Origin of the sequence: Rhizobium sp. NFR07, assembly GCF_900111905.1 — a bacterium.
In the GTDB taxonomy this organism is placed as follows: Bacteria; Pseudomonadota; Alphaproteobacteria; order Rhizobiales; family Rhizobiaceae; genus Neorhizobium.
This window is the reverse complement of sequence record NZ_FOKM01000003.1, coordinates 191,452-215,628: the sequence shown is the minus strand read 5'-3', so window position 1 is coordinate 215,628 and position 24,177 is coordinate 191,452. Positions and strand designations below refer to the sequence as shown.

Here is a 24,177-nt window from a genome sequence, read left to right as displayed (position 1 = left end):
CCGATCGCGATCGTTCATCGCGCATCACGCCTGATCGGCATATCGTCTGGGCGGGCAGCCGATCACGCGTTTGAATGCGGTGCTGAAAGCGGCTTCCGACTGGTAGCCCAGCGACAGGGCGATCACCGAAATCGGCTCGCTTCGTCTCAGCAGGCGGTCGCAGGCCAGAAGCATCCGCCAGCGCGTCAGGTATTCGATCGGCGAAGAACCGGCGATCGTCTTGAACCGCAGGGCAAATTTCGAGCGTGACATGCCAGCCCGGCCGGCGAGCATCGGCAAGGTCCAGCGCTCGCCGGGGCTTGCGTGAATGGCCCCGACGGCCGCGGCGATCTTCGGATCGCTCAGGGCGAACAGGAAGCCCGTGGTCCGCCCGAGGCCGCGGGACAGGTAAAGTCTCAGAGCCTGCACGAGCAGAAGATGCGCAAGATGCTCGACCACCATGATGCCGCCCGGCTGGCCCTCGCTCAATTCATGCCGCATACGCTCCAGCGCCCACCGCAGATCCACCTTGTCGCTGTCGCCCCTCAGCCTGAGGATCGAGGGCATGGCGCCCAGCAGCATCTCGGTATGCGGGCCTGAAAAGGCGAAATGCCCGCCGAGTATCATGGCGTCACCGCCGCCATTCACCGTGGCGATCCCGCCGCGCCAGTCGGCTTCCGGCACGTCGCCGATGGGGATGGGATTGAACGCGGGATCCCTCGCCATGGTGAAATGCCGGCCGTTCGGCAGCAGGACGCAGTCCCCTTCCTCCAGCCGTACCGGCTCTCTTTCCCCATCGACTGTGAGCCAGCAGCTTCCCGACACGACGGCGAAGCATTTGATGCCGTCGTGGCTGTTGAACCTGACCGACCAGTCGCCGCCCATGTTGAAACCGCCGGCAACATAGGTCCTCGGCTTGATGATCGACAGGACATCGGAAAGCGGATCTATCGGCATCGGGGACAATCACGAAAGTATGAGGGATATTCGAACATAGATCGTCCTGCGCCGAAACGCTACTTGCCTCTGCACGGCTTCAGGAGAACCGAGAGAAAGGACAGGCACTATGGTGAAAATGACGATTACCTTCAAACGGCAAGAAGGAATGAGCATCGAGGCGTTCAAGGCCTATCGACGCGACGTGCATGCGCCGCTTCTCTTCGCCATCCCGGAGGCAAAACTCATCCGGCGTTTCGTCGTCTCGTTTCCGGTGGACGCGCCCAACTGGCCGGAGCCGAGCTATGATGCGCTGGTCGAAGCATGGTTCGACACTGCGGAGGATATGGATGCCCTGTTCTTCTCGGAAAATTTTCGCACGAAGGTCGATCCCGATCATGTCAATTTCATCGACCTCTCTTCGGTCCGTAGGATGATCGCGGAAGAGACCGTCGTTGTGCCGTAGGGCTGAATTCGTCGCCGCCGAGTGCATGGCGCACCGTCTGGATGCTTTTCCGTGAGAAAGGAGGCCGCCCGTCGGCGGCCTCGTGTTTCCTAGATCTGCGCCCAGCCGCCGTCGACGGTTAGTTCCACACCGGTGATGAATTCCGATGCGTCGGAGGCGAAGAACAGCGCCGTCTTGGCGATCTCCTCGCTGGTGCCCATTCGCCCGAGCGGGGTGTGGAGCGTTGCCTGCGTCGTCATCGCGTCGATCTGCTCGTCGGTGAAGCCGGTCCGCAGCATCACGCCCGTGTCGATATAGCCGGGCGCCAGCGCATTGGTGCGGATGCCCTTGGAACCGTATTCGGCAGTCAGCGACCGTGCCAGCGAGCGCAGCGCCGCCTTTGTCGCCGAATAGACCGACATGCCGGGCGTGCCTCGCACACCTTGGATCGACGTGTTGAGGATGATCGATCCGCCGGGCCCCATCAGCGAAATCAGCTTCTGCACCGTGAAGAACGTGCCCTTGAAATTGATATCGACCGTATGATCGAAATCCTCGTCCGCCACCTCCTCGAAAAGACGCGGCCGCGCACCGCCGGCATTGGCGAACAGGATGTCGAGGCGGCCGTAACGTTCCCTGATATGGTCGCGCAGTGCATCGAGATCCGCGAGTTTCGAGATGTCGCTCCTGATGCCTTCCGCGCCGTTGCCGATTTCCCGTGCCGCCGCTTCGATCGACGCCTGGTCGCGTCCGGTGACGATGACCTGCGCGCCTTCGCGCGCAAACAGCTTCGCCGTCACCAGACCCATGCCCATGCTGCCGCCGGTGACGACTGCGATCTTTCCGCCCAACTTGCCCATTGCGATATCCTTCCGTGATGAGCTGCATCTGCAGCAATGGAGGGCATCTAATGGGCGGCTCGTCGCGACCGTAGATCGGCGGCGGGACTAGGATCTATTCCTGCGGGGAATGATTATTGCGCGATCCGCAGCGATGGTTCCGCTGCGCATATCTCGGCAAGGAAGTCTATGACGACGCGAAACCGCTGCGGCATCCTTCGGCCGCTCGCACTGATCGCGTGGATCGGGGAGGGGGCGGGAGCATGGTCCTGAAGGATCGGGACGAGGCTGCCGGCGCGGATATCCGCCTCCAGCATAGCGCGCCCGGCATAACCGATGCCGAGCCCGGCGAGCATCGCTGCCCGCTGGTCCTCCACGTCGTTCGAGCGGATATTGCCCTCCGGCTCCAGGAGGAGGGCGCCATCCTGGCCTGAGAATTTCCACGGCTGCGTCGCGCCCTGCGTCTGGCCGACGATGAGGTTGTGAGATCGGAGGTCCGTCGGTGCGGAGGGCGTGCCGTGCCGGGCGAGATAGGCGGGTGATGCCGCAACCGCCATCTGCAGGTCGCCGATCTTGCGGGCGACGAGAGTCGAATCCGCCAGCGGGCCGACGCGCATGGCGATGTCGATGCCTTCGCGCACGATGTCGACGCGGCGTTCGGAGGAGACGAAATCGATCGAAACGTCCGGATAACGCTCAAAGAAATCGGGCAGCCGTGGGATGATATACATGCGGCCAAGTGCCGGCGGCGTCGCAAGCCGCACCACGCCGGCCGGGCTCAACGTTGTCTTGCTGATGCGGGCCTCGGCCTCCGCGAGATCGGCGAGAATGCGGCTGGCGGTGTCGTAAAGCTCCTGGCCCGCGGCCGTGGGCGTCAACCCGCGCGACGAGCGGCTGAGCAATGGTGTGCCGAGACGGGCTTCGAGCGCGGCGACCTGCTTGCTCACCGCCGGCTGCCCGATGGCGAGTTCGCGCGCCACATGGGTAAAGCTGCCGCGCTCGACGACGCGCACGAACAGTTGCAGAGACGAGAAACGATCCATGGCGCCATTCCTTTTGGGAATATGGTTGCCATGATTGCCGCCAAAGCTCAACGGCGCATCGGCCTGTCTCAGGTCTGCTGGTAGACGGCGACGACGCGATCGAAGGCGCGGTTTTCGAGATCGTCCTTGCGGATCAGGAAATAGACTGTGCCTTCGGTGCTGTCCTGCATCCAGTCGGTCATCTCTATCTGCAGAAGAAGCCGCCAGTCTTCGGCTTCCTTCGGGATGACATCCTCTTTCTTCGTCGGGTCGTCACCGGCGGGAAACTGCGTATCATCCTCGCCGCCGCCGACGGCGTTGTAGCGCGGGTCGTCCTGCACGGGAACCGGAGCACCGAGCAACTGGTTCTGCGGGTAATATTCTCCCGACAGCTCGCTATAGGCCTGGCTGAACGCCTGTTCGCTGCCGATCACGGCACGGTCGGCGGAGTAGGTCTTTTCCAGCCTGCCGGACGCCTGGAACTCGAGACTAGAATAGGCCGGCAATTGCAGCGCAGCCTTGAGCGCCATCGGCCGGGACGGGCCGCCGTAGGATGTTCCCGGCTCTGGTGTTCCGGGCTCCCGGCCCGGCGATTCCAGTCCGTATTGTTTGTTGGTCTCATCGATCATCTTGCGGTAGGCCGCTGCTGCAGCGGCGAGATCGTTCGGCATCGGGGCGCTGGCAATTTCCCCCACCGGGCTCCGATCCCAGATCACCCGCCCCGATTGCGCTGCATTGTCGTAAGGGCCGCCAATCGTATCGTAGAAGAACAGGAGACGCCCTTCGTTGGGCAGGTCCTTCGCCAGTTCGCCGAGGCCCGCCGCCTCCTTCAGGTCGATCTGCGCGAAGAAGGCATAGGGCAGATTGGCGGCTAGGTGCTGCCGCAGTTCCTTGTCGTAGGGCTCGCCGGAGCGCTTGGCGATCTCGTCGATATTCTCGGGAACGGGCCGCCGTGGCCAGTCCGTGCCCTCGGGCAGATCCGGCGTGCCACCGATGCGGCTGCCGCCGGTGCGTCCATCATCCGTCTCCGAGAAGATGATGACCGGCCGCAACGCCCCGAAAACCATTTCCACGGCATCCGGAGCAAAACGCTCCTCGATCACCTGACGCGCTTCCGCCGGCATATCAAACATACTTCGCCCATCCCGTCCCGTTTCACTGCGGGAACTAAGCTTCAGCAATCCCGTGGCAAGGGGCAGGTGTCGAGCTCGCATGCTTTTGTCGGGGCAGGGGCAAATGCGGCAGCCTCGCGGCTCATTGCGCGGTCGTTTACGCGATCGCCTGGACCGGATTTACTGTTGCGTACTTCCCGCCCGGGTCTCGCAGGCGGTAAATTTTGTCTCCAGGCAGGTTCGGCTGCCGTGCGGGGAGGTGAGGCATGCTGCGTTTGGCGACTGCATTGGCCCTGACCATCATGTCCGCCCTCAGCGCGGCGGCGCAGCAGCCCGCCGCTCCGCAGGAGATCGAGGCCCGCCTTGTCCGCAGCCGGGCGACGCAGGCGGTGATCTGGGGCATGCCCGCGGTAAATATGCTGCTGATGTATGACCAGATGATCGCGGCAGGCGGCAAGGTCGGCGAGATCATCTATTGGGGACGGCCGCTCGACTGGCATAACCAGACGCTGACGCCCAACCCAGATACCCTCTATTTCATGGGCTTTTACGATACGCGGGCAAGTGGCCCGATGGTGGTCGAAATCCCGCCGGCCGGCGAGGGCGGTTCGCTCAACGCCAATTTCGTCACCCTGTGGCAGACCTCGCTGGAGGATGCCGGCCTGCTCGGAGTCGACAAGGGAGCCGGCATCCGGTTTGTCATCACGCCGCCGGGATATGACGGCAGGATGCCTGCCGGTTTCGAACGTCTCGCCTCCGATACGTATACCGGCTATTTTCTGCTGCGCTCGAACCTCAAGAGCCATGCCGCTGCCGATGTCGAGAAGTCGATCGCCTATGGCAAGCGCGTGAAATTCTACCCATCGTCGAAAATCGATGCGCCGCCCGAGACTGTGTTCAGGGATGTCAAAGACGCCGATTTCGACTCGACGATAAGATACGACCTCAGCTTCTTCTCGTTGCTCGACCGGGTGGTCCAGAGCGAACCGTGGCTTGAGCGCGATCGGGTAATGATCGATCAGCTCCGATCTATCGGCATCGAGAAGGGCAAGCCTTTCGCGCCGGATGCCGCCATGGAGGATGCTCTGCAGGTGGGCATGGCTGATGCGAAGGCCTGGAGTGCCGCGCTCTTTGATGCCGGTTTCCCCGTCTTTTTCGAAGGCACGCACTGGACGATGCCGGCCTTGCCGGAGGGTATCGAAGGGCAGGCGACAACCTATGCCGACCCGGATCATTACACGGTCGACGCGCGCGGTGTGGGTTACACTTACGCCTATATCGCGATCAAGCGGCTGGGCGTCGGGCAGTTCTATCTCATCAATATCAAGGACAAGGCCGGCAACGATTATGACGGTGGCCGCAGCTACAGGCTGCATGTGCCGGCCGACGTGCCGGTGGAGCAATACTGGTCGGTCACCGTCTACGATCGCGAGACGCATGCGCTGGTGAAGGGCGTCGATCGCGTAAGCCGTGCATCCAACGCGGCCGAGGTCCGGAAGAACAGTGATGGATCGGTCGATCTCTATTTCGGGCCGAGTGCGCCCTCAGGATTGGAAACGAACTGGATTCCGACGGTTGCGGGCCGCCGGTTCGAGCTGATGTTCCGGCTCTACGGGCCGACAAAAAGGCTCTTCGACAAGGCTTGGAGACTGCCGGATGTCGAACCACTCTGAGGACAGGGCAATGATTGCGAAGAAAAGGACGCCCACCGTCGCCATACTGCTTTTGCCGCTCGTCGGCGGCGTGGCGCTCGCGGCCGATGCCATCAGGGTGACACCGGACAATTTCGTGCGGGCCGAGACGGATATGTACATGACCGTATCGGCCAACGAGGCCGGGCTTGGAAAGTTCTTCCACCGGCGCGAGCCCTTCGACGTGGCCAAGCAGACGGTAGTACGCGGCAATCGCGATACGCTCTATTCCAGCGCCGTATTCGATTTGGATGCAGGTCCGGTCACGATCACCATGCCCGACGCTGGCAAGCGCTTCATGTCGCTGATGATCTTGAACCAGGATCATTATGTCACGGATCTCTTTCATGGCGCCGGCAGCCATACCCTGACCCGTGACGGCGTCGGCACGCGTTATGTGCTCGCCGCGGTGCGCACGCTGGTCGATCCCGGCAAGACCGGCGATGCCGAGGAGGTGCAAAGGCTGCAGGATGCGATCAGGGCCGATCAACCCGGCGGACCGGGCAGGCTGGAACTGCCGATGTGGGACAAGGCAAGCCAGGACGCCGTGCGCAACGCGCTGCTGGCGCTCGGCGCCACCGTGGATGGCTTCAGCAAGGCATTCGGAAATGAGAGCGAGGTCGACCCCGTCCATCACCTGATCGGCGCCGCCGCCGGCTGGGGCGGCAATCCCGATGCCGAAGCCACCTATCTCGGCGTCACGCCCGAAAAGAACGACGGCGACACCCTCTACAGCCTGCATGTTCCGGCAGATGTGCCCGTGGACGGCTTCTGGTCGGTGAGCCGCTATAACGAGAAAGGCTATTTCGTTCCCAACGAATTCAACGCCTATTCGGTCAACAACATCACTGCCGATAAGGGGCCCGACGGATCGGTAGACATCCAGTTCGGCGGCTGCGATGGCAAGGTGCCGAACTGCCTGCCGATAGAGGCGGGCTGGAATTATACGGTGAGGCTGTACCAACCGCAGCCGAGCATCCTCGACGGAAGCTGGAAATTTCCTCAGCCTGAGCCTTTGAACTGAGCCTTCTCGCCGCAGGGTTGCTAATCTGACTCAGCTTCTGGAACTTTTTCCCGAAATGATGTTCCCGCTTCAGCTTTTGGTAACCAGATTGAGTAACCATAACAGTCATTAAATTCGTTTGTGTTCAGCGTAGCGAGTGTCACATGGCAGCAGTTCTTCCGCTGGCCGATCTGAAGCATCAGGTCCGTCCGGGTTCTTGGGTAAACTCTATCATCAAGGGTGATTGCGTCGCAGCGCTCGAGGCTCTGCCGGATCATTCCGTCGATGCGATCTTCGCCGATCCGCCGTATAACCTGCAGCTCGGCGGCACGCTTCACCGCCCCGATCAGTCTCTGGTCGATGCCGTCGACAACGACTGGGACCAGTTCGCCTCCTTCCAGGCCTATGACGCCTTCACCCGCGCCTGGCTGCTCGCCTGCCGCCGCGTGCTGAAGCCGAATGGCACGATCTGGGTGATCGGTTCCTACCACAACATCTTCCGCGTCGGCGCGATCATGCAGGACCTGAATTTCTGGCTCCTCAACGACGTCGTCTGGCGCAAGGTCAACCCGATGCCGAACTTCAAGGGCCGCCGTTTCCAGAACGCCCATGAGACGATGATCTGGGCAAGCCGCGACGCCAAGGCTAAGGGCTATACGTTCAATTACGATGCGCTGAAGGCCTCCAACGACGACGTGCAGATGCGTTCCGACTGGCTGTTCCCGATCTGCTCGGGCGGTGAGCGCCTGAAGGGCGAGGACGGCAAGAAGGTCCACCCGACCCAGAAGCCGGAAGCACTTCTCGCCCGCGTCATCATGGCTTCCACCAAGCCGGGCGACGTCATTCTCGACCCGTTCTTCGGCTCCGGTACCACCGGTGCCGTCGCAAAACGTCTCGGCCGCAACTTCGTCGGCATCGAGCGCGAACAGGATTACATCGATGCGGCGTCTGCCCGCATCGAGGCGGTCGAACCGCTCGGCAAGGCGGAACTGACGGTCATGACCGGCAAGAAGGCCGAGCCGCGCGTTGCCTTCAACACGCTGATCGAGGCGGGTCTCCTGCGTCCCGGTCAGGTCCTGACGGATCACAAGCGCCGCTGGAGCGCCATCATCCGCGCGGACGGAACACTTGCTGCCGGCGGCGACGCCGGTTCGATCCATCGTCTCGGCGCGAAAGTGCAGGGGCTCGATGCCTGCAACGGATGGACCTTCTGGCACTTCGACGACGGCCAGGGAATGCGTCCCATTGATGAACTGCGCGTCGTCATCCGCAACGATCTGGCCAAGCTCGACTGAACCACCAGCCCGAGGCTTAAACTTGTGACGGATTGCTGAATTCCTCGTCCGGTTTTGTACCTCTAGTCCCGGATGAGGATAACTGGCGCCCGGGGAGGCTGACCCCGGGCGCCATTGTCTTTTGACGCGCCGGTCACTCCCGAAGTGCGGTTAGAATATCGCGGAGATCGCCCAGCCGATGGCGCCGAGCCCGATGAAGAATGCGATCATGACATAGGTGAAAAGAAGCGAACGGCCTTCTTCGCCATCATAGGCGTCGCTGTCGACGTCGATATCGTCAGGCCCGGTCGGAGCATCAGATTGCGCCTCGGAAGTGCCGGGCTTCTCGGCTTTCGGGGCTGCCGAAGCCTTTGTCTCTTTGTCGATTACCATCAGCATAGATTTATATACTGATTTGCTTAAAAGAAGCGAGTCCGCCGAAGGCGTACACGACCGGCCAACAAGGCGCATGATGTGGTCATGTATAGTCCACTGTCCGTCACGCTGATCCTGACCGGGCCGTCGGCCTCGAATGTTTCCCGGGTCGTGTCGATCACGGCCCTGTCGGTAACCTCGATGTCTACAGTGATGCCGCGACCGTTTCTCGTCACCTCGACGTCCTTGGTGAATCCTTCGTCAATGACGAACGAAAAGCGCTCCGAAAACGCGTCGCCGTCGGCTTCGAAGACGTGTTTTGGCTTCTCGGGGTAAGGCATGAAGATCCGACGGGGTTTTAAGGGAAGCAGGGCGGTTCAGGCACTCGCGGATCGCAGCGGCCTGATCTGTATGTACTTTCGCCGAGGGCGGGCCTATTGTGCGCCAATATATGCCGGCCACCTGAGATTGATTGTCGTGGCAGTGGGATAAGTTTTCAAATTTGCTTTAAGTGAAACCGAATGAACGATAGTCCAATTAAGTTCACTTGTAAATGTTCTTCTACCTAAGAGATGTGTCGCCATGCGAATTCCCCTAAAGAGAGAAATTGCAGGCAAGATCGAACTCGCCCTGGCACGCTTCGCCCGCAGTTGGGAGGGGCTGGACCCGCTGCGTCGCAGCACCGCCGTCAAGGCCGTCATCCTGTCCGAGATATTGGGTGGCAGGGCCAAGGCAGCCGATGTGGCGGGTGTGGCGGACAACACGCTCGACAACTATCGCCATGGGAAGAAGGACCCTAAACTCAGGACGCTTGAGCTCATGGCCGACCGGGCAGGGGTCTCCGCCTCCTATCTGGGGGGAGAGTGGTTCCTGGACGGGGAGGCTATCCGCATTGAGCTGTCGCAGGCGGCGGGTCTGCGAGACCACGTTTCCTCTCTCATGCCGCCGGGCCTGATGGACAACCCGCCTCAGCCCTATCTGCACGGTTATGACGAGGTCAGGCCGTCATCCGCGGCGGCAAGGACCCTGGAGGACTACTGGAAGCGCCTCGGCCTGCATCCCGACACCGTCACCACGCTGGTTGCCGAAGGCGACAGCATGGTGCCGACGATCGCCGATCAGGCGCCGGTCTTCGTCGATACCGATGATCGTGGCTTGGCCGATGGCGGGATTTACGCCATCAAGGTGGAAGGCAATCTCGTCATCCGCCGCGTGCAGCGTCTGGTCGGCGGCGGGCTGCAGCTGCTGGCCGACAACGGCACCACCTACCCGCCGCAAAGCATCGACCCCGGGGCATTGTCGGACCTCGACGTCGTCGGCCGCGTCCGCAGCGCGGCCGTCGCCTGCTGAAAGGCTCTAGGATCAGATCGCCACGCCGTGGGCGACGAGATCTTTCCTCAGCGTTTCCGGGTCGGTGAACTGCACCGCCTGCCAACCCGCCGCCCGGGCGCCTTCGACATTGACCATCGTGTCGTCGATGAAAATAGCGTTTTCCGGCGTCAGGCCGAAATCCTTTGCATGCCGTTCGTAGATGGCGACATCCGGCTTGATCAGGCCGATTTCGCCGGAAACGGTCACACCACGCGTCTTATTGAGGAACGGGAAGATGCGGCGCGCCTCGACGAATGTGTCGGAGGCGAAATTGGTCAGCATCGTCACGTCATGGCCCTTGTCGATGAGGCCAAGCATGATCTCGACCGAGCCGTCATAGGCATGCGGCACCATTTCGGGCCAGTATTTGCGGAAGGCGCGGATATGCTCTTCGCGATCCGGATACTGCGCAATCAACAGCGCCTCGGCATCTTCCCACTTGCGCCCGCGGTCCTGTTCCAGATTCCATTCGTGCGTGCAGACATTCTGGAAGAACCATTGGCGCTCTTCGGCATCGGGAATGATGCGGCTGAAGGGCAGGTTCGGGTCGTAATGGATCAGAACCTTGCCGATGTCGAAGACGATGTGGTCGATCTTGGCAGCCATGATAAATCCTGCGGTCAGTGTTTTGCGAAAGCGGTCGGAATAGCCTGACTGATTACCTTTTTCATGACAGTCGGCAAGGCTTGGGCGTCGAGTTCCTCGACCGGCACCCACCAGCCTTGCGGCGCGTTGCCAGATCCGACTTGGGTCCGATAGACGGAAAGTCTGAGTTCGAAATGGGTGAAGACATGGGTGATCGCGCCACAGGGCTGCCAGTCGGCGTCGAATGGTGCATGCTCGTTTCCGGTGCCGCCGTCGATCCGCGCCGTCCAGGCCGTCGTCGGCACTTCGGTCATGCCGCCGAGCAGACCGGTCTCGACGCGCCGCCGCAGCAGGATTTCGCCATCCTCGGTCACCGCGACGAAGGCCGCGCCGACACGCACCGGCTTTTCCTTCTTCGCCGCCTTCACGGGGAAACGCTCCGGGTCGTGCTCGGCAAGCGCCAGACAGTCTTCGCGGAAGGGACAGAGCGCGCAGGCAGGGCGCTTCGGCGTGCAGATCGTCGCGCCGAGATCCATCATCGCCTGGGCAAAGTCGCCCGGCCTGTCCGTCGGCGTCAGCTGGCGCACCTTCGCCTTCATCTCGGGCTTGGAGCTTGGTAGGGGCGCATCGATGGCAAAGAGCCGCGAGATCACCCGCTCGACATTGCCGTCCATCACCGCCGACGGCCGGTTGAAGGCGATCGCGGCGACGGCCGCCGACGTATAGTCGCCGATACCGGGCAGGGCGCGCAGGCCCTCCTCCGTATCGGGGAAGATGCCGTCATGATCTGCGGCGACGGCCTCGGCGCATTTCTTCAGGTTGCGGGCGCGGGCGTAATAGCCGAGCCCCGCCCAGGCCGCCATGACATCCTCGGAAGGTGCGGCCGCGAGATCCTTCACGCTCGGCCAGCGACCGAGAAACTTGGCGAAATACGGCTTCACCGCCCCGACAGTCGTCTGCTGCAGCATCACTTCCGACAGCCAGACATGATATGGCTCGGCGCGTTTTCCGGCGCGCGCCGCGGATGGGCTGACGCGCCAGGGCAGCTCGCGATGGTGGCGATCATACCAGGCGAGCAGCTTTTCGGCGTGGGTCAGCGTGGGTGTCGGGGATAACGTTTCGAGCATCGTTTGCCGTCATGGGGAAGAATGCCCTATACTTGGAAGATGAATGCGCCGGCATCAAGGACGGCCAAGTCGCAAGAGACCGGTTATCCAGCGATGAATTACCCCGTCAAGAAAACCAAACCCTTCGTCCGCAAGGGCGCAAACCAGATCGCCGAGATCGCCAACGGCATCATAGATCCGGTTCTGGCGAAGCGCGCCGGCATTTCCACGGCGCTGCTCGGCTCCTGGGACGAAATCGCCGGCGAGGAATTTGCCGATTGTACGCGGCCGGAAAAGATCACCTGGGCGCGCAACGACGGTTACCGTGAGGACGGCTACACGCCGGGCGTGCTGACGATCGCCTGCGAGGGCGCGCGTGCTCTTTTCCTCACCCATGCGCAGGGCGAACTGATCGGCCGCATCAACTCGTTCTTCGGTTTTCCTGCCGTCCGCCAGATCCGCATCGTCCAGAAACCGGTCTCGCCGCAGATGAAGCATTCCCGCACGCCGCGCCCGTTGAAGGGCGAACCGGCGCGCAGGCTGAACGAGATGATGGAAGGGATCGAAAGCGAGGCACTGCGCAAGGCGGTCGAGCGACTGGGCACGGCAGTGCTGCAGCAGAAGCGGAAGATCTGAGGATGGGGTACATCCCCTCACCAACAAAATCTATGAGTTAGCTGAAGCTAAGATCATGATTTTGTAACCTCTCCCACAAGGGGAGAGGTAGGGGGCAGAGGGTGCGGCACTGTATCTCTCCCCTTTGTGGGAGAGAAAGCGATTTCAACATCTTAGCCGAAGGCTAAGTGTTAGAAATCGCAAGTGAGGGGATCCGATGCCCTCTAAAACCGCCGTTTCGTCACAATTCTTTGAAGTAAGTTACTTAACGGCAACTTGCCGCGAAAGGAACGCCGGGATACGGAGTTCCAATCTGACAGATTTCTCGATCCTGCAAGGATGTTCCATGCTTCTGAACGACCTGACCATGACCCGGCGCGCACTTCTCGGTGGCGCAGCCGTCACCGCCATCAGCCTCGCGCTCCCGCTCGGCATCTCCGACGCCTTTGCGCAGGAAATGCCGGACTCCCAGGGTGACGTGGACATGGCGGCCGCGCTGAAGCCCGGCACCCTGCCAGACATGTTCCTCGGCAAGGAAGACGCGCCGATCACCGTCATCGAATACATGTCGATGACCTGCCCGCATTGCGCCCATTTCCACACCACGACCTTCGAACCGATCAAGACCAAGTATGTCGATAGCGGCAAGGTCCGCTTCATCATCCGCGAGTTCCCGTTCGATCCGGTCGCGACCGCCGCCTTCATGCTGGCGCGCTCGAACCCGCAGAACCCGACCGAGCCGGCAACCTCGGAACAGTATTTCGCCATGGTCTCGCTTCTGTTCAAGCAGCAGCGCGCCTGGGCTGCTCCGGCGGACAAGGATGTCCGCAAGGCTCTTCTCCAGACCGTCCGGATTGCAGGTTACTCACAGCAGACTTTCGAGGCCTGCTTGACGAACCAGAAGCTTCTCGATGAAATCAATGAGGTGGTGAAGCGTGGCGCCGACGAATTCGGCGTCAACTCCACCCCGACCTTCCTGATCAACGGGAAGAAGTATTCTGGGGACATGTCGGTTGAATCCATGTCGGCGCTTTTCGACAGCATCTGATAACGCGCTCTCATCTGAGAGCGTGAGGGGCGCGGCATGAAGTTCAACAAGCTGCGCCTCGTCGGGTTCAAATCCTTCGTCGAACCGACGGAATTCTTCATCGAGCGCGGCCTGACCGGTGTGGTCGGGCCGAACGGCTGCGGCAAGTCGAACCTTGTCGAAGCCCTGCGCTGGGTGATGGGCGAAAACTCCTACAAGAACATGCGCGCGTCCGGCATGGACGACGTGATCTTTTCCGGTTCCGGAAACCGCCCGGCGCGCAACACCGCCGAAGTCGGGCTCTATCTCGACAATTTCGACCGCACCGCGCCCGCCGCCTTCAACGATGCCGACGAGATCCAGGTCACCCGCCGCATCGAGCGCGAGAATGGCTCCGTCTACCGCATCAACGGCAAGGAAAGCCGGGCCAAGGACGTCCAGCTCCTCTTTGCCGATGCTTCGACCGGCGCTCGTTCGCCGTCGATGGTGGGGCAGGGGCGGATCGGCGAGCTGATCAATGCCAAGCCGCAGGCCCGTCGCCAGCTCTTGGAAGAGGCGGCCGGCATTTCCGGCCTGCATTCGCGCCGCCACGAGGCCGAACTTCGCCTGCGCGCCGCCGAAACCAATCTGGAACGGCTGGAAGATGTCGTCGTCCAGCTGGAAAGCCAGATCGAGAGCCTGAAACGCCAGGCCCGCCAGGCCAATCGCTTCAAGTCGCTGTCGGCCGATATCCGTGCACGCGAGGCGATGCTGCTCCATATTCGCTGGGTCGAGGCCGAACAGGCGGAACTCGAAGCGCAGACCGCGCTCAACCAGATCACCAATGTCGTCGCCGAAAAGGCGCAGGCGCAGATGGAGGCCGCCAAGGACCAGGCGGTCGCCAGTCTCAAGCTGCCCGAGCTGCGCGAGGAGGAGGCGAAGGCCGGTGCCGCTCTCCAGCGCCTGCAGATCGCCCGTAGCCAGCTGGAGGAAGAGGCAGGCCGCCTGCTGAAGCGCCGCGATGAGCTGACCCGCCGTCTGGCGCAACTCGGCGAGGATATCCGCCGCGAGGAACAACTCGCCGCCGACAACACCGCCTTCCTCGACAAGCTCGACGAGGAAGAGGCCGAACTCAACGACATGCTGGCCGATAGCGGTGCAGAAAGCGCCGATCTGCGCGATGCCTTCGAGGCGACCGGTATCGCACTGGCCGAAAGCGAGCAGCGTCTGGCTGCAATCACCGGCGAGCGGGCGGAAGCCGCTGCCGGCCGCAACCAGCTGGAACGCCTGATCCGCGATCTCGACGAGCGCCGTCAGCGTCTCGACCGCCAGCGGCAGGATGCGGCAGCCGAACTCGATGCAGTCACCGAGCGCCTGTCGTCATTGGACGATCCGGCCGAGAAGGCCGAGCTTGTCGAAGCTGCCGAAATCGCGCTGGAAGATGCCACAGCTTTGGCGGAGGAAGCCGAGGCAGCCCTGGCCACGACCCGTGCCGCGGAAGTCTCCGCCCGCCGGCCGGTCGAAGATGCCAAGACGGCGCTGAACGGGCTGGAAACCGAAGCCCGCACCATTTCGAAAATGCTCGCCGCTGGCGCCACGTCGGGCGACCATGTGCCCGTCGCTGAAATGATCCATGTCGAGCGCGGTTATGAGGCCGCCCTCGGCGCCGCCCTTGGCGACGATCTGGAAAGCCCGGTCGATGCGTCCGCGTCGAAATTCTGGTCGGTCAATGGCGATGCCTCGGCCGATCCGCGCCTGCCCGACGGCGTCGAACTGCTTGTCGCCCGCGTCACCGCCCCGCCGGAACTCGCCCGCCGTCTGGCTCAGATCGGCATCGCATCGGCTGAACAGGCCCGCACCCTGATGGCGTCGCTCAAACCCGGCCAGAGGCTGGTGACGAAGGATGGCGCAGTCTATCGCTGGGATGGCCATGTGACCGGCTCCGAAGCGCCGGGTGCCGCCGCCCTTCGCCTGTCGCAGAAGAACCGCCTCTCCGAACTCGAAGCCGAGATCGACGAGGCCCGCGACATTCTTTCCGAATGTGAAAGCCTGCTCGCCGATGCCGTCGCCGAAATCGCCACCAGCGAACGTGCGCTCGGCGATGCACGCGATCGGGTGAGGCTCGCGACCCGTCAGGTGGCCGATGCCCGCGAGGCGCTGGCGGCTGCCGAACGCGCTTCGGGCGATCTGATGCGCCGCCGCGATGTCGTGACCGAAGCGCTGCATCAGGTCGAGTCGCAGATCGAGGATGTCGATGCGCAGGGCGAGAATGCCCGTATCGAGCTGGAAAACGCACCGGATATTTCTGAGCTGGACAACAGCCTGCGCGACCAGCAGGCCGTGGTCGCCACTGATCGCGGCCGTCTGGCCGAAGCCCGCGCCCGCTACGAGGGCCTGAGCCGCGAACTGGAAGCCCGCAAGCGCCGTATAGCAGCAATCGCCCAGGAGCGTTCGTCCTGGAAGGCGCGCGCCGATAGCGCCGCCGCCCATATCGAAAGCCTGCGTGAGCGCGAGGAAGAAGCGCGCGACGAGATCGTCGAACTGGAGGCCGCGCCCGAAGAGGTTGATGATCGCCGCCGCAGCCTGTTATCTGAACTGCAGAAGGCCGAGGAAGCCCGCCGCAAGGCTTCCGACGAGCTGGCACTTGCCGAAACCCGCCAGCGCGAGGCAGACCAGCGCGCCGCAACCGCCTTGTCCGAACTGGCCGACGTCCGCGAAAAGCGCGGTCGTGCCGAGGAGCGCCTCGTTTCTGCCGCCGAGAAGCGTCACGAGAGCGAGCTGCGCATCCGCGAAGCCCTTAATGTTTCGCCACCGGAAGTGCTGCGCCTTGCCGGCCTGCAGCCCGGCCAGCCGGTGCCGGATATCCGCGCCATCGAGCGCGAGGTCGACCGCCTGAAGATGGAGCGCGAGCGCCTCGGTGCCGTCAACCTGCGCGCCGATGAAGAGCAGCAGGAACTGGCCGAAAAGCTAGGCACCCTGACCCGCGAGCGTGACGACGTGGTCGACGCGATCCGCAAGCTGCGCGGTGCGATCCAGAACCTGAACAAGGAAGGCCGCGAACGCCTGATCGCCGCGTTCGACGTCGTCAACGCACAGTTCCAGCGCCTCTTTACCCATCTCTTCGGTGGCGGCACGGCGGAGCTGCAGCTGATAGAATCGGACGATCCGCTGGAAGCCGGTCTCGAAATCCTCGCCCGCCCGCCTGGCAAGAAGCCGCAGACCATGACGCTATTGTCGGGTGGCGAGCAGGCGCTGACTGCCATGGCGCTGATTTTCGCCGTCTTCCTCACCAACCCGGCGCCGATCTGCGTGCTGGACGAGGTGGATGCACCGCTCGACGACCACAATGTCGAGCGCTACTGCAACCTGATGGACGAGATGGCCGCCTCGACCGAGACGCGCTTCATCATCATCACCCACAATCCGATCACCATGGCGCGGATGAACCGCTTGTTCGGCGTGACGATGGCGGAACAGGGCGTGTCGCAATTGGTGTCTGTCGACCTGCAGACCGCCGAGCTTCTGCGCGAAGCAAGCTGACATAAAATCATCATCGCAAATAAATCGATTTATTGTCATCATAAATACGTCAATTCACCTATATGGGTGATGCGCGAAATGCGGTATATGAGTACATGAATTAGCGAATTCGTTGGGGGCTGGGGCGCACTTCTGTGCGAAAGCCATCCTGACGGATGCAACCCCCCGCGCGGGTTTCCTGTCCCGTGCGGAAGGCTTTGCGGGGCCGAGTGTGATCCGGCCCCGCAAAGCCTTTTTATTTTCCTCCTCCTCCATCGTCGCTCTGTTGTTATGTTGCGCTGCAACATAATCCTGCCCTGTTGGATTCCTAACCTATTGCAAAATCTGCAAATGCGGGGGAAAGATGCGCGGGGAGGCAGGCATGACGAAATGGGTTTATCTGTTTGGAGGAGGCGAGGCGGATGGCCGTGCTGCGGATACCGCCCTGCTCGGGGGCAAGGGCGCCCATCTCGCGGAAATGGCAAGCCTCGGCCTGCCGGTTCCTCCCGGCCTGACGATCATCTGCGACGCCTGCCACGATTTCTTCGACAACGGAAAAAAGCTCTGTGACGAACTGAAGAGCCAGGTTCTGGCCGGCATCAAGACGATCGAGGCCAGGACCGGCCGTGTCTTCGGCGGCGGCGAGCGTCCCCTGCTTCTGTCCGTCCGTTCCGGCGCCCGGGCCTCCATGCCGGGCATGATGGATACCGTTCTCAATCTCGGCCTCAACGACACGACGGTGCAGGCGCTTGGCCATGATTCGGGCGATGCCCGTTTCGCCTGGGACAGCTACCGCCGCTTCATCCAGATGTATGCCGATGTCGTCATGGGGCTCGATCACGAGATCTTCGAGGAAATCCTCGAAGATCAGAAAGGCTCCCTGGGCCACGAGCATGACACCGATCTCTCGGCGGTGGAGTGGCAGCATGTCGTCCATCTCTACAAGCAGTTGATCGAAGAAGAGCTCGGCGAGAGCTTTCCGCAGGATCCCGACGTGCAGTTGTGGAAGGCGATCGCGGCGGTGTTTTCGAGCTGGCACAATGCCCGGGCCAAGACCTATCGCACGCTGCATCGCATCCCTGACAGTTGGGGCACGGCCGTCAATGTTCAGGCCATGGTCTTCGGCAATCTCGGTTCCACATCGGCGACAGGGGTGGCGTTTACCCGCAACCCTTCGACCGGGGAAAAGGCGCTCTATGGCGAGTTCCTGGTCAACGCTCAGGGGGAGGATGTCGTCGCCGGCATGCGCACGCCGCAATCCATCACGGAGGAGGGGCGTCTGGCCTCCGGCTCCGACAGGCCGTCGATGGAAAAGCTGATGCCGGCAGCCTTTGCCGAGTTCCGGGCGACCTGCGAAAGGCTGGAGACCCATTACCGCGACCTTCAGGACGTGGAATTTACCGTCGAGCGCGGACAGCTGTGGATGCTGCAGACGCGCACCGGCAAGCGCACGACAAAGGCCGCAATGAAGATCGCCGCGGATCTCGTCGCCGAAGGGGTCATCTCCGAAGAGGAGGCGGTCTGCCGCATCGAGCCGTCATCGCTGGACCAGCTTCTGCATCCGACCATCGATCCCAAGGTGGAACGACACATACTGGGCTCTGGCCTGCCCGCCTCGCCGGGTGCTGCCACCGGCGAGATCGTCTTTACCGCCGAACAGGCGGTGGAGGCCGAGACCGAGGGCCGCCGCGTCATTCTCGTGCGTATCGAGACGAGCCCGGAGGACATCCATGGCATGCACGCTGCCGAGGCGATCCTGACCACCCGCGGCGGCATGACAAGCCACGCCGCAGTCGTCGCCCGTGGCATGGGCATCCCGTGCGTCGTCGGCGCCGGCTCCATGCGCGTTGACCTGCGCAACGAGCTTCTGATCGGCATCGGCGGTGTCACGCTGAGGAAGGGAGATGTCGTGACTATCGACGGCTCTTCCGGCCAAGTGCTGAAGGGCCGTGTCGCCATGCTGCAGCCGGAACTCTCCGGCGATTTCGGCAAGCTGATGGCATGGGCTGACAAGGCACGCCGCATGTCGGTCAGGACAAATGCCGATACCCCGCAGGACGCCCGTTCCGCGCGTTCCTTCGGCGCAGAGGGCATCGGGCTCTGCCGAACCGAGCACATGTTCTTCGAGGGCGAGCGCATCCACATCATGCGCGAGATGATCCTGGCTGAAGACGAGCCGGCACGCCGCGTTGCTCTCGCAAAGCTTCTGCCGATGCAAAGGTCGGATTTCACTGAGATCTTCTCGATCATGCACGGCCTGCCGGTCACGATCCGTCTTCTCGATCCGCCATTGCACGAATTCCTGCCCAAGACCGAGGCGGAGATCGAGGACGTGGCGCGTGCCATGGGCATGCCGCCCGCCTTCCTCGCCCGGCGCATCGACGCGATCCACGAGTTCAACCCGATGCTCGGCCACCGCGGCTGCCGACTGGCGATTTCCTACCCCGAGATTGCCGAGATGCAGGCGCGTGCCATCTTCGAGGCCGCGACCGAGGCCGCCGGCGTAACGGGTGAGCCGGTCGAACTGGAAATCCTCGTTCCCCTGGTCGGCCTGCGCGCAGAGCTCGATTACGTGAAGGGCGTGATCGACGCGGTCGCTGCCGAAGTGTCCAGGGAAACCGGCCGATCCATCGCGTATCTAGCGGGCACGATGATCGAACTGCCGCGTGCCGCAATCCGCGCCCATGTCATCGCGGAAACGGCGGACTTCTTCTCCTTCGGCACCAACGACCTGACGCAGACCACATTCGGCATTTCCCGCGATGATGCCGCGACCTTCATTCCGACCTATCAGCGCAAGGGCATCATCGAGCACGACCCCTTCGTGTCGCTCGATTTCGACGGCGTCGGCGAGCTTATCCAGATGGCGGCGGAGCGCGGGCGTCGGACCAAGCCGGATCTCAAGCTCGGCATTTGCGGCGAACACGGCGGCGACCCGGCTTCCATCCGCTTCTGCGAGAATGCCGATCTCGACTATGTCTCCTGTTCACCCTTCCGCGTGCCGGTCGCCCGGTTGGCCGCGGCCCAGGCAGCGATCGACAAACGGCGCGGTTGAGATCATCTTGGCATTGCTATGATACGACCGATAGGCGGCCAGCCCCGAAGGGACCAGGATCGAATAGTGTCGTTCAATACCGGTAAAAGCCATGCCGCCCGACGAAGGCCGGGCCGTGCCAGTAAAATGGATCGTCATAGGCCGAAAGCGAACGCAGCCGTGCCCGGCGATCAAGCTCAAGGTCCAGCTGGCAGCGTGCCATCCCATCCGTCCGCGCCTTGAAGCCATAGCTGGCGCAGGTCTGCTGATCCGCCGCTCGCCGCTCCTCCGGTGTCATTGTCTGGCAGGAAGCGAGGAGCACAAGCAGAAGGGAAGGGATGAGAAAGCGTTGGGGACGCATCGTTCGAACTCCGTCAAGTCGCGCGCGGAACCGCACTCTTCTTATCTAGGGCGCCGGGCGTGAAAATGCTTGGCCTTGGTTGGATTTGTAATGAAAAATTCGACATGCTTTGATGGATGAATTGGCCCCTGCAATCATGCTTCGGGATTCCAATTCAACTCTACCTGCCGTACAAGATGAGGATGACTTTGCTGTAGTGTCGCCGGGCGCGGCTTACAGACAGTGTTCGAGCATTAAGGTTGCGCCGCCTCCATGACAGTCCGCTTCGTCCGGCCCGTTTCCCATTCCGCCTATCTCGGCCGGCGCCTCGCTCTGTCGGCCTTCCTGCTATTTGCCATCGTCGTGCTTGCTCATCGCTTCGGCCCGCTGAGGGAGCCGGATTTTCTGGCGCTGCTGTTTCTGTCCGCGGCGATCGCCGCGGCCTCCTTGCCGTTCTCGCTGATCGGCCTTGCGCGTCTTTGGCAGGTGGGGGCAGAAGGCGGCGTTGCGGCGACCAAGGGCCTCATCTACGCGGCACTGCCGATCGGCACCGTCGCCTATGGCGCTCTCCAGTATTACACGCTGCCGCCGCTCTACGATATCTCCACCGACATTGGCGATCCTCCGAGCTTCATCGCCGAGCCGCATGCGCCCCAGCAATGGCTGCCGCGCCCGGCAGCTGTCAGCGCGGGCGAGCGTCGCGTCCAGCTCTCCGCCTATTCCGGCCTGACCGGCCGCCGATACGAGGGCGCGCTCGACCGGGTCTACGAGGGCGTACGCAAGGCGGCGGTGTCGGCACGGATTTCCATCCGCCGCAATCAGGGCCTCGCCCTCGTCGAGCCGGATCTGTCCGAACGTGCCGGCGCGAAGGATGACCAGGCCCCGGTGCCCGATGTCGCCCCGGTTCCCATGCCAAGGCCAGAACCCTCGCTGGATGCGGATTTCGGCAATGTCGGCGATGTGCTCCTGCAGGGTGAGACCCGCACGTTGATTGCCGGCCTGCGCTTCGACGTCGTCATTCGTCTCCGGGAGGATGCCGAGACCACGTCCGTCGATATCCGTGTCGTCTCTCGCTACGGGCCGCACGACCTCGGCTTCGGCGAAGAGATTGCCGAGGATTTTCTCGACCGGCTGGATACCGAACTGCTGGGGCTCGCCGGCGGCTGATCCCCTCAGGCAGGGCTGTAGCTGCCTGCGAGCGAGGGTGCGCCGTCGCTGACCACGCGTCCCTTCTCGATCAGGTCTTCCAGATGCGCGAGGACCGAGAGCGCCGCCGCACCGTGCAGTTTCGGATCGGTCTTCACGTAGATCGCCTTGACCATGTCGGGGATTGTCCGGTCTCCCGCGATGATGCGTTCCATCACCGCACGCTCCCTCATGCGGCGGTGGGTGCGCAGGCCGCGCAGGAATGATGCAGGCTCGCGCACCGGCCCGCCATGGCCCGGCAGGAAGATGCGGTCATCGCGCATGAGCAGCTTGTCGATGGACCGCATGAAATCCGCCATCGAGCCATCAGGCGGGGCAACGATCGTGGTCGCCCAGGCCATGACGTGATCGGCGGAAAACAGGATGCCCGTACCATCGAGCGAGAAGGCGGAATGGTTGGCGGTATGTCCCGGCGTATGGATAGCCGACAGCGTCCAGCCATCGCCTTCGATCGCAGCGCCATCGGCAAGTGCGATGTCCGGCCGGAAATCCGTATCGGCGCTTTCGGCGAAGGGATTGACCTCTCCCTCGTGCACGGGGCGGGAGGCGCGATGCGGTCCCTCCGCGACAGTCAGAGCACCGGTCTCGGCCTTCAATCTCCTTGCAAGCGGCGAGTGATCCCGATGGGTATGGCTGACGAAGATGTGGCTGACTGTGCGGCCATCAAGCGCCCGCATCAATGCCTCGAAATGTGCGTCGTCATCCGGGCCGGGATCGATGACGGCGACCGAGGATCCGCCGACGATATAGCTATTCGTACCGTGGAAAGTGAACGGGGAGGGGTTGTTGACCGTCAGCCGCTGGACGCCGGAGGCGACGGGCACTGCCACGCCATAGGACGGCAGGAACGCCGTGTCGAAGTCAATGTCGTCTGCCATGTCGATCAGGCCCGCTCGATGCCTTGGTTTCCGATAGTGCCTGCTGCAAATTCAAGCGGCATGCATTGTCTCCCGCCATTACGACGTTTTGCTCCTGCCGCCCACCCCTTGGAAGCCCATTGTCGCCGGAGCGGAGGCAGGATTGCGGTGAGAAGGCCGGCCAGGCACAGGTTCCGAAGCCAATTGCGCAAAAACACTTTCGGAAAATGGAAAGCGAAATGAAGTTAGCCGTTGAGAGGGCGCCAAAGCTTTGCTAGATCAGGCGCCTGCCGGGCGGCTTGCAATCGATTTGCCGCCTTCGCATTGGGGCGTCGCCAAGCGGTAAGGCACCGGTTTTTGGTACCGGCATTCCCAGGTTCGAATCCTGGCGCCCCAGCCACAACTTTCTCACCCAGCGCATCTATTCCATCAGGACGTGGCAACGTCGATCTTGCCGAACGCAAGGGCAGCCTTTTGCGTGCTTGTGCATGGCATCGGCCCGGAAAAGCAGAGGGCGTGGCCGCCATCGCCGCCACGCCCTCATTCATTGCGATCGGTCAGCCCGTAGGCCTGTAAATCAGTTTCTGTCGCGAATGTTGTAATAGCCCATCACGAGCACGCCCCAGATCAGCAGCGATCCGAGCAGGACCAGAAGCGTGTCCATGATGCGGTGCGGATATTGGGCGAATTCGGACAGTGTCGGCTTGATGAACACGGCCAGATAGCGCTGCTTTGCAGCGGCATCGACGCGCGCCTTTTCCAGGGCCGCCAGTGCGGACGTATAGGCGCGCTCGGCGAATTCGTTCTGCGTCTGGAGGTTCTCGTATTGCTGGATGCGGCCCGCGACGTCGCCGAATTGATTGGCGCTGCGTCCCTGCTTGCTGGCCGAACCACTGCCGAACCGTTGGCGTTCGCGTTCGAGCTGCTTCTCGAGGCTGGCGATCTGCGAGCGCATCACCCGCACACGCGGTGTATTTTCACCCATCTGGGTAAGCGCGGTGGAAAGGCCGGTCCGCAACTCGACCAACTGCTGCTCCAGCGATGCCACCAGCTGAGCTGCAAGCTTTGCGCCCTCGACCGGATCCGCTTCCTGCGATTGGTCGCGATAGGATCTCACGGCCGCACGGGTCTGGTACAGGCGTCCTTCCGCGTTGGAAACCTCGGTCTGGGCTACTTTCAGCGTCTCGTTGCGCGCGATCACCGACAGTTCGTTGATCAGCTTTTCGCTCTGCGCGACGACGAAGCTAGCCACTTTCTGCGCCGTCTCCGGTTCGAAAGCCTTGATCTCCAGGGTCATGATGCCCGAGCTATGGTCAAAGCTGATATCGACCATGCTCTGCCAGTAGGTGAGCCGGTCTTCGATCGGGAGCCCCGATTTCAGGCCGAAATAGTAATCCGTGCCGCGCGGCGCATAGATGCGGTCAAGGCCGAACGCCTCGTCGACCAGCTGAACCATCCGCTCGCTCAGGATGAAGTCGAGCAGCACGTAGGAATCAGAGACGGTGCTTCCCGCGGACGATTGCGAAAACATCCCGAGCAGATCCGTCGCCTGCATCGAATCGATGCTGCGCACCGAGAACGAGACCGAACTGTGATACTGGTCAGAAGCAACGAAAGCCATGTATGCTGTGGTGACGGCGGTCGGAATGGCGACAAGCGCGACGAATCCGATGCCTATGATCGCATGCCTGAGTTTCAGCTTGCTGATGAAACCGCGCTTGCTCTTTGCGGCCTCGGTCGACGGTGCTGATTCCGGCGGTGTGACACGCTCGACGACAGGCTTGATCGTCGGGGTGTCGAGCAGCGCCTGAAGGAGGCGCAGGTTGCGCGGAGGCGGTTCCGTCATGGCTTCCTGAGCCACG

The 24,177-nt window shown here is 62.4% G+C and carries 21 protein-coding genes and 1 tRNA gene; 11 read left to right on the top strand and 11 right to left on the bottom strand.

The features are described 5' to 3' along the window. Positions 1-24: 24 nt before the first annotated feature. Positions 25-936, bottom strand: a complete 912-nt coding sequence (locus tag BM216_RS07975; RefSeq protein WP_244530119.1) for an AraC family transcriptional regulator — start codon at positions 934-936, stop codon at positions 25-27. A 109-nt stretch (positions 937-1,045) separates the two neighbouring features. Here BM216_RS07975 and BM216_RS07970 point away from each other — a divergent pair, with 109 nt between their 5' ends. Then, on the top strand, positions 1,046-1,381 hold the full coding sequence (locus tag BM216_RS07970) for an EthD domain-containing protein (protein ID WP_092997603.1): 336 nt from the start codon (positions 1,046-1,048) through the stop codon (positions 1,379-1,381). Positions 1,382-1,470: 89 nt separating this feature from the next. On the opposite strand, the gene BM216_RS07965 is transcribed toward BM216_RS07970, so the two are convergent. The 3 genes from BM216_RS07965 to BM216_RS07955 form a co-directional block, all read right to left on the bottom strand. Then, on the bottom strand, positions 1,471-2,220 hold the full coding sequence (locus tag BM216_RS07965) for an SDR family oxidoreductase (protein WP_092997600.1): 750 nt from the start codon (positions 2,218-2,220) through the stop codon (positions 1,471-1,473). 113 nt (positions 2,221-2,333) lie between these two features. After that, positions 2,334-3,242 (bottom strand): LysR family transcriptional regulator, encoded by a 909-nt coding sequence (locus BM216_RS07960; protein ID WP_092997597.1) that lies wholly within the window; start codon positions 3,240-3,242, stop codon positions 2,334-2,336. A gap of 68 nt (positions 3,243-3,310) precedes the next feature. Beyond that, positions 3,311-4,354, bottom strand: a complete 1,044-nt coding sequence (locus tag BM216_RS07955) for a DUF1963 domain-containing protein (RefSeq protein WP_177230735.1) — start codon at positions 4,352-4,354, stop codon at positions 3,311-3,313. Between the two features lie 245 nt (positions 4,355-4,599). Between BM216_RS07955 and BM216_RS07950 the strand changes: the two genes are divergently transcribed. The 3 genes from BM216_RS07950 (at position 4,600) to BM216_RS07940 (ending at position 8,322) form a co-directional block, all read left to right on the top strand. Further along, entirely contained in the window at positions 4,600-6,006 is a 1,407-nt protein-coding gene (locus BM216_RS07950) for a DUF1214 domain-containing protein (RefSeq protein ID WP_092997591.1), read from the top strand. 10 nt (positions 6,007-6,016) lie between these two features. Further along, positions 6,017-7,048: a DUF1214 domain-containing protein gene (locus tag BM216_RS07945; protein WP_092997588.1), complete on the top strand. Its 1,032-nt coding sequence runs from the start codon at positions 6,017-6,019 to the stop codon at positions 7,046-7,048. Positions 7,049-7,191: 143 nt separating this feature from the next. Continuing rightward, entirely contained in the window at positions 7,192-8,322 is a 1,131-nt protein-coding gene (locus BM216_RS07940; RefSeq protein ID WP_092997585.1) for a site-specific DNA-methyltransferase, read from the top strand. A gap of 150 nt (positions 8,323-8,472) precedes the next feature. On the opposite strand, the gene BM216_RS07935 is transcribed toward BM216_RS07940, so the two are convergent. Both BM216_RS07935 and BM216_RS07930 read right to left on the bottom strand, forming a co-directional pair. Next, positions 8,473-8,694: a hypothetical protein gene (locus tag BM216_RS07935; protein WP_143102752.1), complete on the bottom strand. Its 222-nt coding sequence runs from the start codon at positions 8,692-8,694 to the stop codon at positions 8,473-8,475. Between the two features lie 26 nt (positions 8,695-8,720). Beyond that, the gene (locus tag BM216_RS07930; RefSeq protein ID WP_092997579.1) at positions 8,721-9,017 is read right to left on the bottom strand and encodes a hypothetical protein; all 297 of its coding nucleotides are present in this window, start codon (positions 9,015-9,017) and stop codon (positions 8,721-8,723) included. Between the two features lie 241 nt (positions 9,018-9,258). Here BM216_RS07930 and BM216_RS07925 point away from each other — a divergent pair, with 241 nt between their 5' ends. Then, positions 9,259-10,026 carry a LexA family transcriptional regulator gene (locus tag BM216_RS07925; RefSeq protein ID WP_092997576.1) on the top strand — a complete coding sequence of 256 codons (768 nt, stop codon included), beginning with the start codon at positions 9,259-9,261 and terminating at the stop codon, positions 10,024-10,026. Between the two features lie 12 nt (positions 10,027-10,038). Here BM216_RS07925 and BM216_RS07920 read toward each other — a convergent pair whose 3' ends face one another. Further along, positions 10,039-10,653, bottom strand: coding sequence for an HAD family hydrolase (locus BM216_RS07920; protein ID WP_092997573.1), 615 nt, complete (start codon positions 10,651-10,653; stop codon positions 10,039-10,041). Between the two features lie 14 nt (positions 10,654-10,667). Further along, entirely contained in the window at positions 10,668-11,759 is a 1,092-nt protein-coding gene (mutY, locus tag BM216_RS07915; protein WP_092997570.1) for an A/G-specific adenine glycosylase, read from the bottom strand. A gap of 93 nt (positions 11,760-11,852) precedes the next feature. On the opposite strand from mutY, the gene BM216_RS07910 reads away from it, so the two are divergent. The 4 genes from BM216_RS07910 (at position 11,853) to ppdK (ending at position 19,933) form a co-directional block, all read left to right on the top strand. After that, positions 11,853-12,374, top strand: coding sequence for a DUF721 domain-containing protein (locus BM216_RS07910; protein ID WP_092998472.1), 522 nt, complete (start codon positions 11,853-11,855; stop codon positions 12,372-12,374). A gap of 325 nt (positions 12,375-12,699) precedes the next feature. After that, on the top strand, positions 12,700-13,401 hold the full coding sequence (locus BM216_RS07905; RefSeq protein ID WP_092997567.1) for a DsbA family protein: 702 nt from the start codon (positions 12,700-12,702) through the stop codon (positions 13,399-13,401). Positions 13,402-13,437: 36 nt separating this feature from the next. After that, positions 13,438-16,899, top strand: coding sequence for a chromosome segregation protein SMC (gene smc / locus BM216_RS07900; RefSeq protein WP_092997564.1), 3,462 nt, complete (start codon positions 13,438-13,440; stop codon positions 16,897-16,899). A 361-nt stretch (positions 16,900-17,260) separates the two neighbouring features. Then, on the top strand, positions 17,261-19,933 hold the full coding sequence (gene ppdK / locus BM216_RS07895) for a pyruvate, phosphate dikinase (RefSeq protein WP_092998470.1): 2,673 nt from the start codon (positions 17,261-17,263) through the stop codon (positions 19,931-19,933). Between the two features lie 73 nt (positions 19,934-20,006). Here ppdK and BM216_RS07890 read toward each other — a convergent pair whose 3' ends face one another. Continuing rightward, complete coding sequence (locus BM216_RS07890; RefSeq protein WP_092997561.1) at positions 20,007-20,273, bottom strand: hypothetical protein; 267 nt, start codon at positions 20,271-20,273, stop codon at positions 20,007-20,009. A 252-nt stretch (positions 20,274-20,525) separates the two neighbouring features. Here BM216_RS07890 and BM216_RS07885 point away from each other — a divergent pair, with 252 nt between their 5' ends. Beyond that, the gene (locus BM216_RS07885; RefSeq protein WP_092997558.1) at positions 20,526-21,419 is read left to right on the top strand and encodes a DUF1499 domain-containing protein; all 894 of its coding nucleotides are present in this window, start codon (positions 20,526-20,528) and stop codon (positions 21,417-21,419) included. 5 nt (positions 21,420-21,424) lie between these two features. On the opposite strand, the gene BM216_RS07880 is transcribed toward BM216_RS07885, so the two are convergent. Then, positions 21,425-22,336: an MBL fold metallo-hydrolase gene (locus BM216_RS07880; protein ID WP_092997555.1), complete on the bottom strand. Its 912-nt coding sequence runs from the start codon at positions 22,334-22,336 to the stop codon at positions 21,425-21,427. Positions 22,337-22,640: 304 nt separating this feature from the next. Between BM216_RS07880 and BM216_RS07875 the strand changes: the two genes are divergently transcribed. Then, positions 22,641-22,715: transfer RNA gene (locus tag BM216_RS07875), tRNA-Gln, on the top strand. Positions 22,716-22,892: 177 nt separating this feature from the next. Here BM216_RS07875 and BM216_RS07870 read toward each other — a convergent pair. Beyond that, positions 22,893-24,161, bottom strand: coding sequence for a KpsE/RkpR family capsule polysaccharide export protein (locus BM216_RS07870; RefSeq protein WP_143102751.1), 1,269 nt, complete (start codon positions 24,159-24,161; stop codon positions 22,893-22,895). Positions 24,162-24,177 lie beyond the last annotated feature (16 nt).

Excerpts from the sequence above, each read along its gene's own strand:
- BM216_RS07880 (WP_092997555.1), bottom strand. The coding sequence starts at position 22,336 with ATGGCAGACGACATTGACTTCGACACGGCGTTCCTGCCGTCCTATGGC.
- ppdK (WP_092998470.1), top strand. The coding sequence starts at position 17,261 with ATGACGAAATGGGTTTATCTGTTTGGAGGAGGCGAGGCGGATGGCCGT.
- BM216_RS07940 (WP_092997585.1), top strand. The coding sequence starts at position 7,192 with ATGGCAGCAGTTCTTCCGCTGGCCGATCTGAAGCATCAGGTCCGTCCG.
- BM216_RS07970 (WP_092997603.1), top strand. The coding sequence starts at position 1,046 with ATGGTGAAAATGACGATTACCTTCAAACGGCAAGAAGGAATGAGCATC.
- BM216_RS07935 (WP_143102752.1), bottom strand. The coding sequence starts at position 8,694 with ATGGTAATCGACAAAGAGACAAAGGCTTCGGCAGCCCCGAAAGCCGAG.
- BM216_RS07960 (WP_092997597.1), bottom strand. The coding sequence starts at position 3,242 with ATGGATCGTTTCTCGTCTCTGCAACTGTTCGTGCGCGTCGTCGAGCGC.
- BM216_RS07885 (WP_092997558.1), top strand. The coding sequence starts at position 20,526 with ATGACAGTCCGCTTCGTCCGGCCCGTTTCCCATTCCGCCTATCTCGGC.
- BM216_RS07870 (WP_143102751.1), bottom strand. The coding sequence starts at position 24,161 with ATGACGGAACCGCCTCCGCGCAACCTGCGCCTCCTTCAGGCGCTGCTC.
- mutY (WP_092997570.1), bottom strand. The coding sequence starts at position 11,759 with ATGCTCGAAACGTTATCCCCGACACCCACGCTGACCCACGCCGAAAAG.
- BM216_RS07965 (WP_092997600.1), bottom strand. The coding sequence starts at position 2,220 with ATGGGCAAGTTGGGCGGAAAGATCGCAGTCGTCACCGGCGGCAGCATG.
- BM216_RS07950 (WP_092997591.1), top strand. The coding sequence starts at position 4,600 with ATGCTGCGTTTGGCGACTGCATTGGCCCTGACCATCATGTCCGCCCTC.
- BM216_RS07955 (WP_177230735.1), bottom strand. The coding sequence starts at position 4,354 with ATGTTTGATATGCCGGCGGAAGCGCGTCAGGTGATCGAGGAGCGTTTT.
- BM216_RS07925 (WP_092997576.1), top strand. The coding sequence starts at position 9,259 with ATGCGAATTCCCCTAAAGAGAGAAATTGCAGGCAAGATCGAACTCGCC.
- BM216_RS07890 (WP_092997561.1), bottom strand. The coding sequence starts at position 20,273 with ATGCGTCCCCAACGCTTTCTCATCCCTTCCCTTCTGCTTGTGCTCCTC.
- BM216_RS07910 (WP_092998472.1), top strand. The coding sequence starts at position 11,853 with ATGAATTACCCCGTCAAGAAAACCAAACCCTTCGTCCGCAAGGGCGCA.
- BM216_RS07920 (WP_092997573.1), bottom strand. The coding sequence starts at position 10,653 with ATGGCTGCCAAGATCGACCACATCGTCTTCGACATCGGCAAGGTTCTG.
- smc (WP_092997564.1), top strand. The coding sequence starts at position 13,438 with ATGAAGTTCAACAAGCTGCGCCTCGTCGGGTTCAAATCCTTCGTCGAA.
- BM216_RS07945 (WP_092997588.1), top strand. The coding sequence starts at position 6,017 with ATGATTGCGAAGAAAAGGACGCCCACCGTCGCCATACTGCTTTTGCCG.
- BM216_RS07930 (WP_092997579.1), bottom strand. The coding sequence starts at position 9,017 with ATGCCTTACCCCGAGAAGCCAAAACACGTCTTCGAAGCCGACGGCGAC.
- BM216_RS07975 (WP_244530119.1), bottom strand. The coding sequence starts at position 936 with ATGCCGATAGATCCGCTTTCCGATGTCCTGTCGATCATCAAGCCGAGG.
- BM216_RS07905 (WP_092997567.1), top strand. The coding sequence starts at position 12,700 with ATGCTTCTGAACGACCTGACCATGACCCGGCGCGCACTTCTCGGTGGC.